The following is a 15,487-nucleotide window of genomic DNA, read 5'->3' on the forward strand; positions in this document are numbered from 1 at the left end:
CTGATCCGGGCCCTCTTCCGCCGTCAAAATCCGGAGATGGCGTGGACGTTAGCCATGGACCGTTGCCCGTCAGCGGATCGCGACCTGACCGTCCTTGACGTCCCAGCGGGTATCCAATCGGACCTTCGCCAGCAGGCGGCGGTCGTGCGAAACCAGCAGCAGCGCCCCGTCGTAACTTTCCAGCGCCTCCTCGAGCTGCTCAATAGCCGGCAGGTCCAGGTGGTTGGTGGGCTCATCCAGAACAAGTAGGTTCACGCCCTTGGCCTGCAGGAGAGCCAACGCGGCACGCGTGCGCTCTCCCGGTGAAAGACTGCCGACTGCTGCCCTTGCCTGATCCGCTTTGAGCCCGAACTTCGCCAGCAGGGTGCGGACCTCGGCGCTGTTGAGTTCCGGAAGCCGGGCTTCGCAGGCAGCCCCCAGTGTGTCCGTCCCCGCCAGTTGCCCGCGGACCTGGTCAATCTCGCCGACGGCGACGTTCGCACCCAAGACGGCCGTGCCGCCGTCGGGCGCAATATGTCCGAGCAGGAGCCGCAGCAGCGTCGATTTCCCGGCTCCGTTGGGACCGGTGATCCCGATCCGCTCCCCCGCGTTCACCTGCAGTGACACCGGGCCTAGAGTGAATGCGCCATGCCGGACCGTGGCCTGGTTCAGCGTTGCCACCACCGAGCTCGAGCGCGGGGCAGCCCCAATGCTGAACTGAAGCTGCCACTCCTTGCGAGGCTCGGCCACCTCATCCAGGCGCGCAATCCGGGACTCCATCTGGCGGACCTTTTGCGCCTGCTTTTCCGAAGACTCGGTACTGGCCCGGCGCCTGATTTTGTCATTATCGGGGGCCTTCTTCATCGCATTGCGCACACCCTGCGAGCTCCATTCGCGCTGCGTCCGGGCACGAGCCACCAGATCGGACTTCTTGTCCGCAAACTCGTCATAGGCCTCGCGGGCGTGCCTGCGCGCCGTGGCGCGCTCCTGCAGATAGGCGTCGTAGCCGCCGTCGTAAACAACGACGTGGTTCTGCGCCAGGTCCAGCTCCACAACGGAGGAAATGCAGCGGGCCAGAAATTCGCGGTCGTGCGAAACCAGGACGACCCCGCCGCGCAGGCCCTGGACAAAGGATTCCAGCCGCTGCAGACCAGCCAGGTCCAGATCATTGGTTGGTTCATCCAGGAGTACGATGTCGAAACGGCTCAGCAGCAGCGCTGCCATTGCAGCCCGGGCGGCCTGTCCACCGGAGAGCGACGCCATTGGCGCCGCCGCCCCGGTGCCAAGCTCCAGTTCGGCCAGCATCGCTGGGATTCTTTCCTCCAGATCAGCCGCCCCGCACGCCAGCCAATGATCCAGCGCGGCGCCATAATCGTCGTCGGCCGCCTTGGTCCCGGACGCCAGTGCCTCCGCGGCGGCCTCCATCCGGGCAGTGGCTTCGGCGGCGCCGGTGCGGCGGGCAATGTAGCCGGCCACCGTCTCACCCGCAAGGCGCTCGTGTTCCTGCGGCAGCCAGCCAATGAAGGCATCCGACGGCGCACGGCTGACCGTCCCTGCCAGCGGTTCCTGCACGCCGGCGAGCAGGCGCAGCAGTGTCGATTTGCCGGCGCCGTTAGCACCCACGACTCCCACCACATCCCCAGGCGCGACGGTCAGATTGAGATCGGAGAACAGCGTCCGGTGGGCGTGGCCGCCGGAAAGGTCCTTGGCCACGAGCGTTGCAGTCATTGGACCAGCTTATGCAATCCCAACGGCGTTGCCTGGCCCGGTGCCGCCATCTGCGCGCGGGTGGAGCAGGGCGGCGACCGGAAAGCGCAGTCAGGCGACTAATATCACTGGTACGGATTCGACACGGCCAGGAAGAAGCAGATGAAATACGTCAAACTTGGAAATACCGGCACGGAGATCTCTGCTTTGGCTCTGGGATGCATGAGTTACGGGGAGCCGAAGCGCGGCAATCACGGCTGGACCCTGACGGAAGACGAATCCCGGCCGTTCTTCCGTCGGGCGATCGAACTCGGTATCAATTTCTTTGACACCGCGAATGTATACTCGGACGGCTCCAGCGAGGAAATCACCGGACGTGCACTGGCGGATTTTGGCCGCCGCGAAGAACTCGTCATTGCCACCAAGGTCCACGGCAGAATGGGCGAAGGGCCGAACGGGTCCGGCCTGTCCCGCAAGCACATTCTGTGGCAGATCGATGAGAGCCTGCGCCGGCTCGGAACCGACTACATCGACCTGTACCAAATTCACCGCTGGGACCCGCTGACCCCGCTGGAGGAGACCCTGGAAGCCCTGGACGACGTCGTCCGCGCCGGCAAGGTCCGCTACCTTGGTGCATCGTCGATGTACGCTTGGCAGTTTTCCAAGGCACTGCACGCCCAGCGGGCCAATGGCTGGGCCCGTTTCGTCAGCATGCAGGATCACTATAATCTCATCAACCGGGAGGAAGAGCGCGAAATGTATCCGCTCTGCCGGGAAGAGAAAATCGGTGTGTTGCCATGGAGCCCGCTGGCCCGCGGCAAGCTGACCCGGGACTGGGACCAAGCGACAACGCGGGCAGACCTGGACAAGTTCGGTCAGACCCTCTACCGGCAGGCCGAAGACGCTGACCGGAAGATCTCCACGGCCGTGGCTGCTGTGGCCCAGGCCCGCGACGTTCCCCGCGCGCAGGTGGCGTTGGCCTGGGTTTGCGCCAATCCGTCGGTCAGCGCGCCGATTGTCGGGGCGACAAAGCTGGGCCATCTGGACGACGCGGTCGCTTCCTTGGACATCAGTCTCACCGCCGAGGAGCTCTCCGCATTGGAAGAGCACTACATTCCACACGCCCTCGCGGGCTTTTAGACCGCTGGAGAAGTTGTCCGCCGACCTCTGGTGGACGCCGTCGGCAGATCCACCGATGGCGCGGTGAGTGCGCCAAGAGTAGGATCCCAGCGTGTCCACTGGCGCCCCTGAATTTTGCCGTACTTCCGCACCCGTTCCCGCCCAACAGAGGGCCGTCCGGATCGGTACGCGCCGCAAGGGATACCGAAGTCTGCAGGTCCGAATAGTCCAGCCGCCAGCCTTCAGTGCAGGACTCCTCCGCTTCCACTTCGCGGCCGTCGCACCGACCATCAAGCTTGCGGTCCTACAGGGAGAAAATCATGTCGCGTCCAGGAAACCGAACTGCTGTCGCTGCTTTTGTCGTGGGAGTCGCCTTGAGCGGCTGCACGCCCACACCAGCCCCCACGACCACCCCGGCGCCTTCCGCCACGCCGAGTGCGCCCGCAACCACCGGCGCGGCGCCTACTCCCACACCTGGCCCCGAGGCCTGGTCGACCGCCGATGCCAGCCTGCCGTCAACCGGTGCTGCTAACACAGGCTCATACCTGACGAACATCAGAGTTGCCGGCCATCCCGAAGGCAACTTCGACCGAATGGCCCTCGACTTCGACGGTCATGGCCCGGAACTGCGGGCTCATTATGTCCCGGAGGTTTTCCACGATGCCTCCGGTTACAAGGTTGAACTTGACGGGGGAGCTTACCTGCATCTGTCGTTTGGGGCCGCCGCTCATGACGGGGAAGGCCAGCCGACGATTCCCGACAGGCCAAATCTCCCGGTTTCAACCGGACTTCCAGGCTTACTCTCCTACGCCGAGACCGGTGACTGGGAAGGCGTCTTATCGATCTCCTTGGGGCAAGCCACCAAAGCCGGCTTCAAGGTCGGGCAAATAATGCGCTCCGGTGATACTACTACCATTTACGTTGATGTTCGCCGGCCCTAGCGAGCTCTGAGGTCGACTACTCCATTCGTGCCGCTCCCATGGGCAGGAATGGTCGTCCGGATCGGTACCCCGGGATCAACGCTGGGTGGCCAAAACGGCTGCCAAATGCAAGAGGTCCTGACCGGCGTTTCCGCTGATCAGGACCTCTTTTTGGTTGCGGGGACAGGATTTGAACCTGTGACCTCTGGGTTATGAGCCCAGCGAGCTACCGAACTGCTCCACCCCGCGTCGCCTGTTCAACTATACCCGCTTTCCGCCGGCCCGCAGACCGCTCCATCAGTCAGGCCGGTTCCGACGCTCAGAGAATTGGACCTTAAGAAAAGGGACCCCGACCGGTGTTTTCACCGGTCGGGGTCCCTTTGTAGTTGCGGGGACAGGATTTGAACCTGTGACCTCTGGGTTATGAGCCCAGCGAGCTACCGAACTGCTCCACCCCGCGTCGCGATATTGACTCTACCTTAGGTCCTGCCGTGCGACCTAATCAGAGACCGCATCAGCGGACGTGAGCTGCGTCCTGCAGCCCGACGTCCGGGGCGCATTCCCAGCGGAACCGCCCCGGATCCTATCGGTCTACTTCGTCGGCGTCGCTGACGAGGATGGTGACGCCGTCGAGGTGCCGGCGGCCGGCGCCCCCGCTCCGGTACCCGTCATCTGCCCCTCCGCTGCCAGAGCGGCAGCAATGGCAGCACTGAGCTTGGTCTGCGCTGTCCCGTAGGCGCTGAAGTCGCCCTTGGCCAAGGCGGCCTGCCCGTCCTGGATGGCCTGATTCGCATCCTGCAACGCCTGGTTCAGCTGCGCTTGCGCGGTGGCGTCCGGGGCTGCGTTGGCACCACCGGTGCCGCCTGTCCCGGACGTTCCCGGCGTCGTCGCCCCGCCTGGTTTTTGCGAATCTCCGGCTAGTGCACCTGAGCTGCCACCAAAGAGCTGGTCAAGGGCCTCATTCAGCGTTGCCGCATAGCCGATCTTATTGCCGAAAGCCACGAGAACGCGCTGCAACGTCGGATAGGACGTTTCACCGGTGGATCTAACGTAGACCGGCTGGACGTAGAGCAGCCCACCACCCACCGGGAGGGTAAGCAGGTTGCCATTGAGGACGCTTGACTGGCCCTGTTTAAGCAGGTTCAGCTGTGTGGATACGGTGGGGTCGGAGTTGAATGTGTTCTGCACCTGCCCCGGACCGGGCACCTGCGTATCCACTGGAAGCTCCAGCAGCCTGAGTTTGCCGTAGCCGGGCGCCTTCACGCCCTTCTGGTTTCCCGCGTCGGCGTCGGCTGCCATGAAGCCGTACAGCACGTTCCGTGAATCCGTCCCCTTCACCGACTGCGGAATGAACGACGTCGTCAGGGAGAATGCGGTCTTTTCCTGTCCCGGCATCTGCAGGGAGAGGTAGTACGGGGGCTGCTTGACGTCGGCGGAGGCCGTCGGATCGTTCGGGATGCTCCAGGCCTGAGTGTTTTTGTAGAACTCACCCGGGTCCGTCACGTGATAACGGTTCAGCAGCTCGCGCTGAACCTTAAAAAGGTCCTCCGGGTAGCGCACGTGACTCATCAGGTCACCGGACATTTCGGAGTACGGCTTGATCGTCGTCGGGAAGGCTTTCTGCCATGCCTTCAGGATCGGATCCTCAGCATCCCAGGCGTACAACGAAACCGATCCATCATAGGCATCCACGGTTGCTTTGACGGAGTTGCGGATGTAGTTGATGGAGCTATTAGGCAGCGCGCCGGTCCCGGTCTTGGAAGTCAGCGAGTCCGTGGTGGCGGATTCGAGCTGCTGCTGCTGCGAATAGGGGTAGGCGGCACTGGTTGTGTAGCCGTCCACGATCCACTTAACCCGGCCATCGATGAGCGCCGGATACGGGTTGCCGTCGATGGTCAGGTACGGTGCCACCTTGGCGACCCTTTCCTCCGGCGAGCGGTCGTAAAGGATCTGCGACTTGTCATTGACGCCGTTGGTCAGCAGTAGATCGGAGGATTGGAACTTAATGGCGTAAGCGAGCCTATTGAACCAGTTCCCGACGTTCGGGCCGGCGTTTCCGGAGAAAGTGGTCGACGCTTCACCACTGGTACCCGATCCCTGCGGTCGGTCCAGTTCCACCTGCGGCGCGCCCTCCGGCGCTCCCACGACGGAGTATTCCGGCGAGAACTGCCCAAAGTAGATGCGCGGCTGGTAGCTCGTGTCAGTGCCCAGCTTGCCGACGGACGGCACACCGGACTGAATGAACACAGGTTTTCCATCCGCGGTGACCGTATTTCCATACGCTGCCACAATGCCGTAACCGTGGGTGTAGACCAAGTGGGTGTTGTACCAGGTCTGCTGATCCGGACTGATCCCGTTGGGGTTCAGCTCGCGGACGGCAATGACCGTATCCTGAACCTTGCCGTCGATGGTGTACCGGTCCACATTTAAGGTGCTGGGGAACTTATAGTACGGACGGTACTGTTCCAGCTGTCCAAAGGTAGCGGAGACCAGGTTTGGGTCCAGCAGCCTGATGTTTGCCGCGGTCGCCGCGTCCTGCCGCAGCGCGCCCGGGGTGGCGTCAGTCGTCGCGTTGTACGGCGTGACCTCAACGTTGTCGAGCCCGTAGGCGGACCTCGTCGAATTAATGTTTTTCTCAATGTACGGGCTCTCCAGCGCTGCCTCCGAAGGCTTGACCTGGAATTGCTGCACCGCCCACGGGTAAATACCGCCGGCCAGAATGCCGGTAATGATCAGCATGGCCGTACCGATGACCGGCAGGCGCCAGCGGCCGATCACGGCTGTGACGATGAACAGCACGGCAACAATTACCGCAGCCAGGGCAAGAATTGTCTTGGTAGGAATAACGGCGTTGACGTCCGTGTACAGGGCGCCTGAGCGCAGACCGCTGTTGTCCTGCAGCGTCGAGAACCGATCCAGCCAGAAGTTAATGGCCAGCAGAATCAAAAAGGCCGCGGCCAGCACGGCGAGCTGGATCTGGGCAGCACGGCTGGTGAAAAGGCCGCGTTCCTGCAGCCGGATGGCGCCGTAGAGGTAGTGCGTCAGGATTCCGGCGATCGCCGAGATGATCACCACGCTGATCAGGAAGCCGACGACAAATCCGAGGAACGGCAGCGTGTTGATGAAAAAGCTCAGATCAAGTCCGAACTGGGGATCTTTTTGGCCAAAGGGAACCTGGTAAACGAAAAGCATGACCTTTTGCCATTGCGCTGCGGCCGCAGTACCGGCAAACAGGCCGAAGACTGCGGGCACGCCGATCATTACCAGCCGACGGACCGGTTCCAGCTGTGCCTGATAGTGGTTCAGAGTGTCCTGGGTCTGGTTGTCGGGTGCGTAAACGGGACGTGCCCGGTACGCGACGCGGACCGAGGCGTAGATTCCACCGCCCATGATCAGGAATGCGGCCAGGAAGATCAGTACCCTAGAGGCGTTCTCACGCCAAAAGACCTCCAAAAACCCCAGCTGTTTGTACCAGAGGACATCCGTGTAGACGTTGACGAAGAAGACGAAGGCAATGACCAATACGGCCACGGTAATAAGTGTTGGCAACAGCGGCCCTCGCCGGCGTCGGGAGTTAGTGGGTCTGTTGGGACTGGCAGGACGGGAAGTCACTCTTACCTCTGCTTAGCTGGTGATGGGAGTGCTGATGTCAGTGTGGAATAAAAATTCGAAGTCATGGCCGCTCTCACCCGGCCTGACAGGTCGGGAGTGCGGAGCTGTCCTTGCCGGCGGCGATTTGTGCGACCGCGTCATAAGCCTGCTGCAGCGTTTGCACCTTCACCACCTGCAGACCGTCCGGGACATGGCCGGCCACCTCATTGCAGTTAGCGGCCGGGGCCAGAAAGACGGTGGCACCGCTGTGCCGTGCGCCGATCATTTTCTGCGCGATCCCGCCTATCGCCCCGACCGTGCCGCCCGGTTCGATGGTTCCTGTCCCGGCAAAGTGTTTCCCACCGGTCAAATCCCCCGGCGTCAGGGTATCGATAATCCCCAGCGCGAACATCATTCCGGCACTGGGGCCGCCGACATTGCTGAGCGCAATATTGACGTCGAAGGGGAAGTTAAACTTGTACTGCAGGGCAATACCGAGCAGGTATTTGCCGCCGTCGCCTTTTTGCGGGGTTATGCTCTTGGTCAACATGTCGGAGCCGCGCTGCACCTGAACACTGACAGCCTCGCCGTTGCTGGCAGCTAATGCATCCTGAATGACCTTCAGGGTCGTAACGGGTGCTCCGTTGACTGACACCAGGACATCGCCGGGTTCCAGCTGGCCTGCAGAAGCGGACTGCTGAGGAATCGCTGCAACCGCCAGTCTGGTCTGGTACGAAATCTTTAATTGGGTCAAAGCAGCAGCAGTTGCATCCTCCTGCGACGTTGTCATGGCGACGGCGTTCTGGCTGTTTACCTCCTGTTGGCTTGTCCCAGGTGCGTACACCAGTTCCTCGGGAATCACCGATCGGCTGCTGTCCAGCCAAGCCCGATAGGCCTGAACGATATTGACGCTGCTGGTAGGGCCGCCGCTGACGTAAACAGTCACCAGGTCCAGCTGCCCGGCGGCCGGATATGTTGAATGTCCGCTGACCTGAATAACAGGGTTGGAGCCGTCTTTGCCCAATGTGTTGAAAGTGGGTCCCGGGGATTCGATCACGTACGGCACGGGAAGCGTCAGCGCCACTATGCATAATGCCGCAGCCAGTACACCCGAGACGATCATGGTGAAGAAGCGTCCGTCGCGGGGCCGCTGGGGTGCGAGCGGCTTCGTCCAGGAAGCCCAAGCGGAGGCGCGGCCACCAACGGGCGGCCCCTCCCTGGGTCCCCCGGTATTCGGATCGCTCACAACCTGTACCTCTTCTGCGCAAGATGCCGCCCGTAACTGTTACCCATACCTGCTGTCCACACCTGTTTCATTCTCAAGCGACGTACGCGTCTCTCTCTGCCTGACCACGTTGTCTGCTGACCACGTTGTCTTCGGACCACATTGTCTTCGGACCGTTCCACCAACACCAGCGACGCTGAACCCACGCACGGGTCCAAACCCCTAGCCTACGTGCTCCGGCAGAGGATCGCCGGTAACGGTTTGGCCGCCATTAGCATGTACCGCTATGCCGGTAGCGAACGATGAACTGGTTTGTCGGTATTGCCCGGTTGGCCGTTAGCGAACGGTACCCCGCCGGGCAGACAAGGAAGCGCAGGCGGCGGTAACGTGAAGTTAAGAAGTTAGCCCTCCTAGGAACGGCCCCCATATGACATCGACCCCAGCAAACAACGATGATGAAACTCCCAAGGATCCGCTGTCGGAAATGCTGGCCAATCTGATGGGCGGCCAGGGCATGGAAGGGTTCGATCCGGCGGCGCTGGCAAAGGCAGCCGGACTTCCGGACGACCCTCAGGCCCTTTCTGCGCTGTTTGCGCAGGTTCAGGCCATGATGAGCAATCAGAGCGATGAACCGGTGAACTGGGAGCTGGCCCACGACAACGCCCGGCAGGCCGTAGCGGGCGGGGATCCGTCCGTCACCGCTGCCCAATCGCGGGAAGTAGACGAAGCTCTGCGGTTGGCGGAGTTGTGGCTGGACCCCGTGACGGACCTGCCCAGCACCGGTTTGATCGGCCGGGCATGGTCCCGGGCGGAGTGGGTAGAGGAGACGCTGGGGACGTGGAAGCGGCTCACCGAGCCGGTGGCGAACAGCATTGCCTTTGCCCTGTCAAATACGCTCAGCGAGCAGCTGCCGGAGGAAATGAAGTCAATGATGGGCGGTGCTTCGTCCATGCTGCAGAATATGGGCGGCGCACTTTTCGGTATGCAGCTGGGACAGGCCGTTGGGGCCTTGGCCCGCGAAGTGGTGAGCTCCACAGACATCGGCGTTCCGCTGGCCGATCTGCAGATGGCCCTCCTGCCGGCCAACATTGCTGTTTTCGGGGAGGGACTGGATTTGCCCGAACAGGACATCCGGTTGTTCCTTGCGGTGCGGGAGGCCGCTCATGCCCGGCTCTTCGTCCAGGTGCCGTGGCTGCGCGGTCACCTCTTGGGCGCCATCGAATCCTATGCGCGCGGGATTCATATTGATATGTCCCGGATGGAAGAACTTGCCCGGGACCTGGACCCCAGCAATCCGGAGGCCATTCAGGCCGCTCTCTCGGAAGGCGTCTTTATGCCCCAGCGCACGCCGGAGCAGGACGCCGCGCTGACCAAGCTGGAAACCGCGTTGGCGTTGGTGGAGGGCTGGGTAGATGAGCTGAGTTTTGAAGCTTCGCGTAACCTGCCCTCGGCCGCTGCCTTACGGGAGACGGTCCGGCGCCGGAGGGCCACGGGCGGCCCGGCCGAGCATGCTTTCGGAGCCCTCGTGGGACTTGAACTGCGACCACGCCGCCTCCGGGAAGCCGCCACGCTGTGGGCCGGTTTGAAAGAACAGCGCGGGATAGCGGGCCGGGATGCGATCTGGCAGCATCCGGATCTGCTGCCGACCGCCGATGACCTGGACGATCCATCGGGCTTTGGGGACCGGCGCAAGCTGCTGGATGCCTCCGATTCCGACGTAGACGCCGCGCTGGAAAAGCTCCTGGCCGGCGATTTCGAGCAAAGTCCGGATGCAGCGGCGCAGGCGGACCACCAGGATGACGGCGAGACCGACGATGGCCGGGACAGCCCCGGCGCGTCTAGCTGATCGGGTTCGCATCGGTTGACGGCTGCGGGTCTGATTCGTCCTCACCGCAGCCGTCGCCGCCCGGTAGCCCCCGGGACGTCGCATAGCTGACTCCGTCCAAAAAAGCTTTCGCCCGCTCCAACTGCGGATAGCCCCGCAGCAGCTCCCAAAACTCCGGCCCGTGTGAGGCCACGAGCAGGTGCGAGAGCTCGTGCAATAACACGTAGTCCACCACCCAGCCCGGCATGCCTTGAAGTTTGTCGGATAGCCGGATGGACCTCTGCGCCGGGGTGGCAGAGCCCCAGCGTGAATTCTGATTTCTCACCCAACGGACTGTCTCCGGTATCGCTTTTCCGGCCAAATAGCGCGACGAAAGCGCAGCAGCCCGGGTCATCAATTCAGCGTCGGCGCCGCCGCGGCGCTTGTCGGTCCTCCTGCCCGCGCCGCCGGCGCTAGAGGGACCGTAACCCTTGGTTTCCAGTTTGGCGACCATCTTGGTGACCCAAAGACGTTCCTGCGCGACGCTGAAGTGGGCGGGAATTGCCACCACTGCCGTTCCGCCCTCCCAAAAAGCAGCCACTGTGCGGCGGCGGCGCGCCGACCTGCGGACGAGAACGGGCGCACCACCGGGCGTGAGACCGGAGTTGGAGGTTCGATCAGAATGCATACTTTGACGTTACAACCAGCCTCGGACAACCTTCCACACGGCCTGCGGATCTGTGCACAGCTGCCGGCTGTGGATAACGTCACCAGAGCCGGATGTTTGTGCCAGCATCGAACTACGGGTCGACGAAAACACAGCAGGAAACGCCGAGGTGCACCATGAAAATAAACCCAGGCCTGAGAGTGGCTGCCAGAGATACGCGCACTTTGCAGATCGGGATGGGACCCGGCGGCGTCATTCTGGAAGGGCTCACCGCAGCGGACCTCGCATTTGTCGGACTGCTGCGACGCGGTACGGGCAGCGCCGCAACGCCGGAGACCGCCGCCCTGGCTGCGCTGGAAAGGACCCGGGCCGAGGAAATCGTTCGCTCGCTCTCGCCCGTGTTGTTCGACGACAGCACACCGTTGGCGCTGCCCGGATACCGCGGTGAACGATTGGCAGGGGAAACCGCCCTAGCGGCGGCCGTCTACGGTATTCCGGCACAGGACCTGGTGTCCGCCCGCAGACGTTGCGTGCTGCGGCTCGTTGGTTTAGGGCGGACCGGCGCCGCGCTGGCGCAGGTCCTTGTCTGTGCCGGTATCGGTACCTTGTTGTTGGAGGATGGTAGGGCGGTGCTGCCGGCCGACGTCGGGCCTGGCGCCTTCAAAATGACGGACATCGGCATGAATCGCGCGGCGGCCGTTCGCCGACATCTGCGCAGCCTCGACTCCGCCTGCCAGTCCCATGTGGTCCGGTCACTGCCCGAGGACGGGACCTGTCCGCAAACCGTGGATCTGGTGATCTACACCGGACGCGATGCCGTTGATCAGGATGGTCTGGCGCAGCTGATGAGCTGTGACCACCCGCATCTTGTGGTCCTGCAGCGTGAACAAGACGCCACCATCGGTCCTCTGGTGGTCCCGGGGGAAACGGCCTGCGGCGAATGCGTGGAACGATACCGCGCCGAGGTGGATGCGCAGTGGCCGCGGCTCTGCGCCGAGTTGGGCAACCCGGGGCAGGACTGGCAGGTCCCGTCAGAGGAGAGCTCGATGGCCTTATGCGTCGCTGGCTCGGCCGCTCGCCAGGCGCTGGTGTTCCTCGACGGCGTCAACCGGCCGGCAAGCTGGTCCGCCGTTTTGACCTTTCGCGCATCCGACGGTATCTGGCTGCACCGCCGGTACGCCCGTCATCCGGACTGCAGCTGTCAATTTCAGCGACAGCTTGAGGTCGCAGACCCTGCCGCGCTGGAAGCTTACTGACCGGCCGTCTCAACAGCTATAGCCGTGGCGTTCAGCTGGCGGAGTCCGTCATAAGAATTTCAAGGACAGCCTCGCCATAGCGTTCCAGCTTGGCCGGACCGACACCGGGCAACCCGGAGAGCTCCGCCGTGGATTGGGGCCTGGCTTCCGCGATCGCCACGAGAGTGGCGTCTGTGAAGACAACAAAGGCCGGCACGTCCGCCTCTTTGGACTCCTGAAGACGCCACTGGCGAAGCGCGTCAAACGTCGCTTCCTCGTAGCTGGGCGGGCAATCGCTGCACCGGCCCACCTTGCGCTCGGCACCGGAGGAGAGCATCTTACCGCAGACCCTGCAGGTCGATGGCGCCGCCGGCTTACGGGTTTTTCGTGTGGGGTTCAGCGCGGAGCCCTTTCCCGTGCTGCCAGGGCTACGCGTCGAATTGGGTCTGAGCCCGTCGAGGAATCGGGACGGCTTGCGATTGGCCCGCCCGCCCGGCGTCCGGGCCGTCGACCAGGACAGGCCCAGGAACTCACGGGCACGCGTGATCCCGACATACAGCAGGCGGCGTTCTTCATCAACACTCTCAGCCGTATCTGCAAAGGAGATCGGCATTAGCCCCTCGCTGAGGCCGACAAGGAACACGGCGTCCCATTCCAGCCCCTTGGCTGAATGCAAGGACGCCAGCGTCACCCCTTGCACCGTCGGAGCGTGCTGGGCAACGGATCGTTCCTGCAGTTCCACCACGAAGTCAGCCAGGCTAAAGCCGCCCTCGGCCGAGTCTCTGCTTGCCACCAGCTCATCTGCCAGTGCCACCAGCGCGGCCAGGGACTCCCAGCGTTCGCGCACGGCACCCCCTGATTGTGGCGGATCGTCGGTGTAACCGAGGGTGGCCAATACGTCCCTGACCAGCTGACCCACCGGTTCCCCCGCGGTGGCTCGTGAGGCCGCCCGGAGCTGGAGAATACCGTCCCGGACTTCCTTGCGGGCAAAGAACCGCTCACCGCCACGCAATTGGTAGCCGACACCGATGGATGCCAGCGCCTGCTCATACGCTTGCGACTGGCCATTAGTGCGGAAGAGGACAGCGACCTCACTCGCCGGCGTACCGCTGGCAATCAGGGCCTTGATCCGTCCAGCCACCGCCGCGGCTTCGGCTTCATCATCGCTGCATTCGACAAACTCGGGTACCGGACCTGCGGGCCGTTGCGCCTCGAGGTGCAGCGGAGGGGACCAGCCGGCGTCGGCCGAGAGACCGGCACTGCGGCGTGCGGCCAGCAGTGAATTCGCCAGTTGCACAACCTGCGGCGTGGAGCGGTAATCCTTCACCAGCTTCACCAGCTGCGCCTTCGGGTAGCGGGCCGGGAAGTCAAGCAGGTGCCGCGAGGTAGCGCCGGTGAAGGAATAGATGGTCTGGCTGGCATCTCCGACCACGCACAGGTCTTCCCTGCCACCGAGCCACAGGTCAAGCATGCGCTGCTGCAGCGGCGAAACATCCTGGTATTCGTCCACCACGAAATGCCGGTACTGCTCCCGCACCGTAGCCGCTACCCGCGGGTCTTCCTGCAGGATTCCCACCGTAATCAGCAGCACGTCCTCGAAATCAATAACGTTCCGGTCCGTTTTGACGTCCTCATAGGCCTGGAAGAGACGGCCGACGGCGGTCCGGTCCAGTCCCCCGGGCTCCCCCCGATCCTGTGCATGCGTCAGATACGTTTCCGGCGTCAGCATGGAGACCTTGGCCCACTCGATCTCGGCGGCAAGGTCCCGGATCGAAGCGCGGTCGGACGCCAGCCGCAGCCGACGGGCCGCTTCGGCAATCAGCTGCGCCTTGTGATCGAGCAGTCCGGGAATGACACCGCCGACGGCCTGCGGCCAGAAAAACTGAAGTTGGCGCAGAGCGGCCGCATGAAAGGTCCTCGCCTGCACATTGCCAACGCCAAGATCGCGTAACCGGGCGCGCATTTGAGCCGCTGCCCGTGCCGTAAACGTCACGGCCAGCAGGCGTTGCGGGTTATAAACACCGCTGTGCACTCCGTAGGCGATCCGATGGGTAATGGCCCGGGTCTTTCCAGTACCGGCGCCGGCCAGTACACACACCGGTCCGGTTAGCGTCGTCGCGACGGTCCGCTGCTCGTCGTCGAGCCCGGCCAGTATCCGTTCCTCCAGGGTCCGCTCATCGAGAATCGGCGCCGGTTCTTCGGTCATTCATTCACCTCCCCGGCCTCAAGAATCCTGCCGCCGTACCAGTTCTCAATCAGGGCGCGGGCAATTGACGTCCGCGTTGAGATCACGATTTCACCGCTGCTGACCGCCTGTTGAAGTTCGTCACGGCTGAACCAGCGTGCGCGGGTGATCTCCACGCCGTCCGGAACTGCCTCCGTGTCCTCCGTCCGGGCCAGGTAGCCGAGCATCAGTGATGCCGGAAAGGGCCAAGCCTGTGAACCCAAGTAAGTCGGTGAATGCAACCGCACCCCGACTTCCTCGCCAATCTCACGTACTACGGCCTGTTCCAGCGATTCCCCGGGTTCAACAAAGCCGGCCAGTGTTGAATAGCGATTGGCTTCCCAGTTGGACCCGCCAGCGAGGAGGATTCGCTCATCCGGTCCGACAACAGCGACAATTATCGCCGGATCAGTGCGCGGGTAGTGCTCCGAATTATCCTGCGGGCAGCGCCGGACCCAGCCGGCAGCTTCGGTGCGGGTAAGCGCGCCACAGAGCGGACAATGTTTGTGGGTGCGGTGCCAGTTGGCAATGGCGCTCGCCTCGATGAATATGCCCGCATCGGCAGCCGGCAGGCTCAGCGCAGCTTCGCGGTACCCCGCCAGGCGGGTACCGGCCGGCGCCATCGCGAGAACGGCTGCCGCAGCTTCGGCGGGCAGGACAACCAGCAGAATATCGTCCTCCGGGGAGAGCCGTGGCGGAGTCGAATCGGGGCTTGAGAGCTGCACTTGCACGGGAGCTGCGCCGGGCACCGGGGCGAGTGCCGCCGTCGCCCGCCCCAAATAGACGGCCAGCGCGTCCGGCGCGAGCTGGCGTGCATCCACAAAAACTATTCGCTCGGACTGGATAAGGGTTTTGCCGTCAACAAGGACCATGCAGCGGCTCTCCTCCGAGGACAGCAGGCCCTCAAGAAAACCGGCAGCCGATCGGCGCTCGCAGCCCCGGTCCAAGACGGCTTCGGTCCACGGCAGCGGTTCGGTTTGAATCATCTATCTACCGTACGCAGTCGGACCGACATT

General features: G+C 63.2%; 10 protein-coding genes and 2 tRNA genes. 4 read left to right on the forward strand and 8 right to left on the reverse strand.

Annotation, left to right across the window (positions count from 1 at the left end):
* Positions 1–69 precede the first annotated feature (69 nt).
* Positions 70–1,707, reverse strand: a complete 1,638-nt coding sequence (locus tag IV500_RS08790) for an ABC-F family ATP-binding cassette domain-containing protein (RefSeq protein ID WP_196396422.1) — start codon at positions 1,705–1,707, stop codon at positions 70–72.
* 141 nt (positions 1,708–1,848) lie between these two features.
* On the opposite strand from IV500_RS08790, the gene IV500_RS08795 reads away from it, so the two are divergent.
* Both IV500_RS08795 and IV500_RS08800 read left to right on the forward strand, forming a co-directional pair.
* Positions 1,849–2,826 carry an aldo/keto reductase gene (locus IV500_RS08795; RefSeq protein WP_196396423.1) on the forward strand — a complete coding sequence of 326 codons (978 nt, stop codon included), beginning with the start codon at positions 1,849–1,851 and terminating at the stop codon, positions 2,824–2,826.
* 299 nt (positions 2,827–3,125) lie between these two features.
* Positions 3,126–3,746: an AMIN-like domain-containing (lipo)protein gene (locus IV500_RS08800; protein ID WP_196396424.1), complete on the forward strand. Its 621-nt coding sequence runs from the start codon at positions 3,126–3,128 to the stop codon at positions 3,744–3,746.
* A 151-nt stretch (positions 3,747–3,897) separates the two neighbouring features.
* Here IV500_RS08800 and IV500_RS08805 read toward each other — a convergent pair.
* From IV500_RS08805 to IV500_RS08820, 4 genes are all read right to left on the reverse strand, one after another.
* A tRNA-Met gene (locus IV500_RS08805) sits at positions 3,898–3,974 on the reverse strand.
* Positions 3,975–4,111: 137 nt separating this feature from the next.
* Positions 4,112–4,185 (reverse strand) — tRNA-Met (locus tag IV500_RS08810).
* A 131-nt stretch (positions 4,186–4,316) separates the two neighbouring features.
* On the reverse strand, positions 4,317–7,337 hold the full coding sequence (locus tag IV500_RS08815) for a UPF0182 family membrane protein (protein WP_196396425.1): 3,021 nt from the start codon (positions 7,335–7,337) through the stop codon (positions 4,317–4,319).
* Positions 7,338–7,410: 73 nt separating this feature from the next.
* The gene (locus tag IV500_RS08820; protein ID WP_312875872.1) at positions 7,411–8,562 is read right to left on the reverse strand and encodes a YlbL family protein; all 1,152 of its coding nucleotides are present in this window, start codon (positions 8,560–8,562) and stop codon (positions 7,411–7,413) included.
* Positions 8,563–8,968: 406 nt separating this feature from the next.
* Between IV500_RS08820 and IV500_RS08825 the strand changes: the two genes are divergently transcribed.
* Positions 8,969–10,387, forward strand: coding sequence for a zinc-dependent metalloprotease (locus tag IV500_RS08825; protein WP_196396426.1), 1,419 nt, complete (start codon positions 8,969–8,971; stop codon positions 10,385–10,387).
* On the opposite strand, the gene IV500_RS08830 is transcribed toward IV500_RS08825, so the two are convergent.
* Entirely contained in the window at positions 10,380–11,033 is a 654-nt protein-coding gene (locus tag IV500_RS08830) for a M48 metallopeptidase family protein (RefSeq protein ID WP_196396427.1), read from the reverse strand. The genes IV500_RS08825 and IV500_RS08830 overlap by 8 nt on opposite strands.
* Before the next feature lie 155 nt (positions 11,034–11,188).
* Here IV500_RS08830 and IV500_RS08835 point away from each other — a divergent pair, with 155 nt between their 5' ends.
* A complete protein-coding gene (locus IV500_RS08835; RefSeq protein WP_196396428.1) occupies positions 11,189–12,268 on the forward strand; it encodes a ThiF family adenylyltransferase in 1,080 nt (359 codons plus the stop codon).
* A 31-nt stretch (positions 12,269–12,299) separates the two neighbouring features.
* Here IV500_RS08835 and IV500_RS08840 read toward each other — a convergent pair whose 3' ends face one another.
* Together IV500_RS08840 and nudC are read right to left on the reverse strand one after the other, a co-directional pair.
* Entirely contained in the window at positions 12,300–14,453 is a 2,154-nt protein-coding gene (locus IV500_RS08840) for an ATP-dependent DNA helicase UvrD2 (RefSeq protein WP_196396429.1), read from the reverse strand.
* On the reverse strand, positions 14,450–15,457 hold the full coding sequence (gene nudC / locus IV500_RS08845; protein ID WP_196396430.1) for an NAD(+) diphosphatase: 1,008 nt from the start codon (positions 15,455–15,457) through the stop codon (positions 14,450–14,452). Before nudC ends, IV500_RS08840 begins: the two co-directional genes overlap by 4 nt.
* Positions 15,458–15,487 lie beyond the last annotated feature (30 nt).

It is taken from the genome of Arthrobacter terrae (genome assembly GCF_015708085.1).
Lineage (GTDB): Bacteria > Actinomycetota > Actinomycetes > Actinomycetales > Micrococcaceae > Arthrobacter_M > Arthrobacter_M terrae.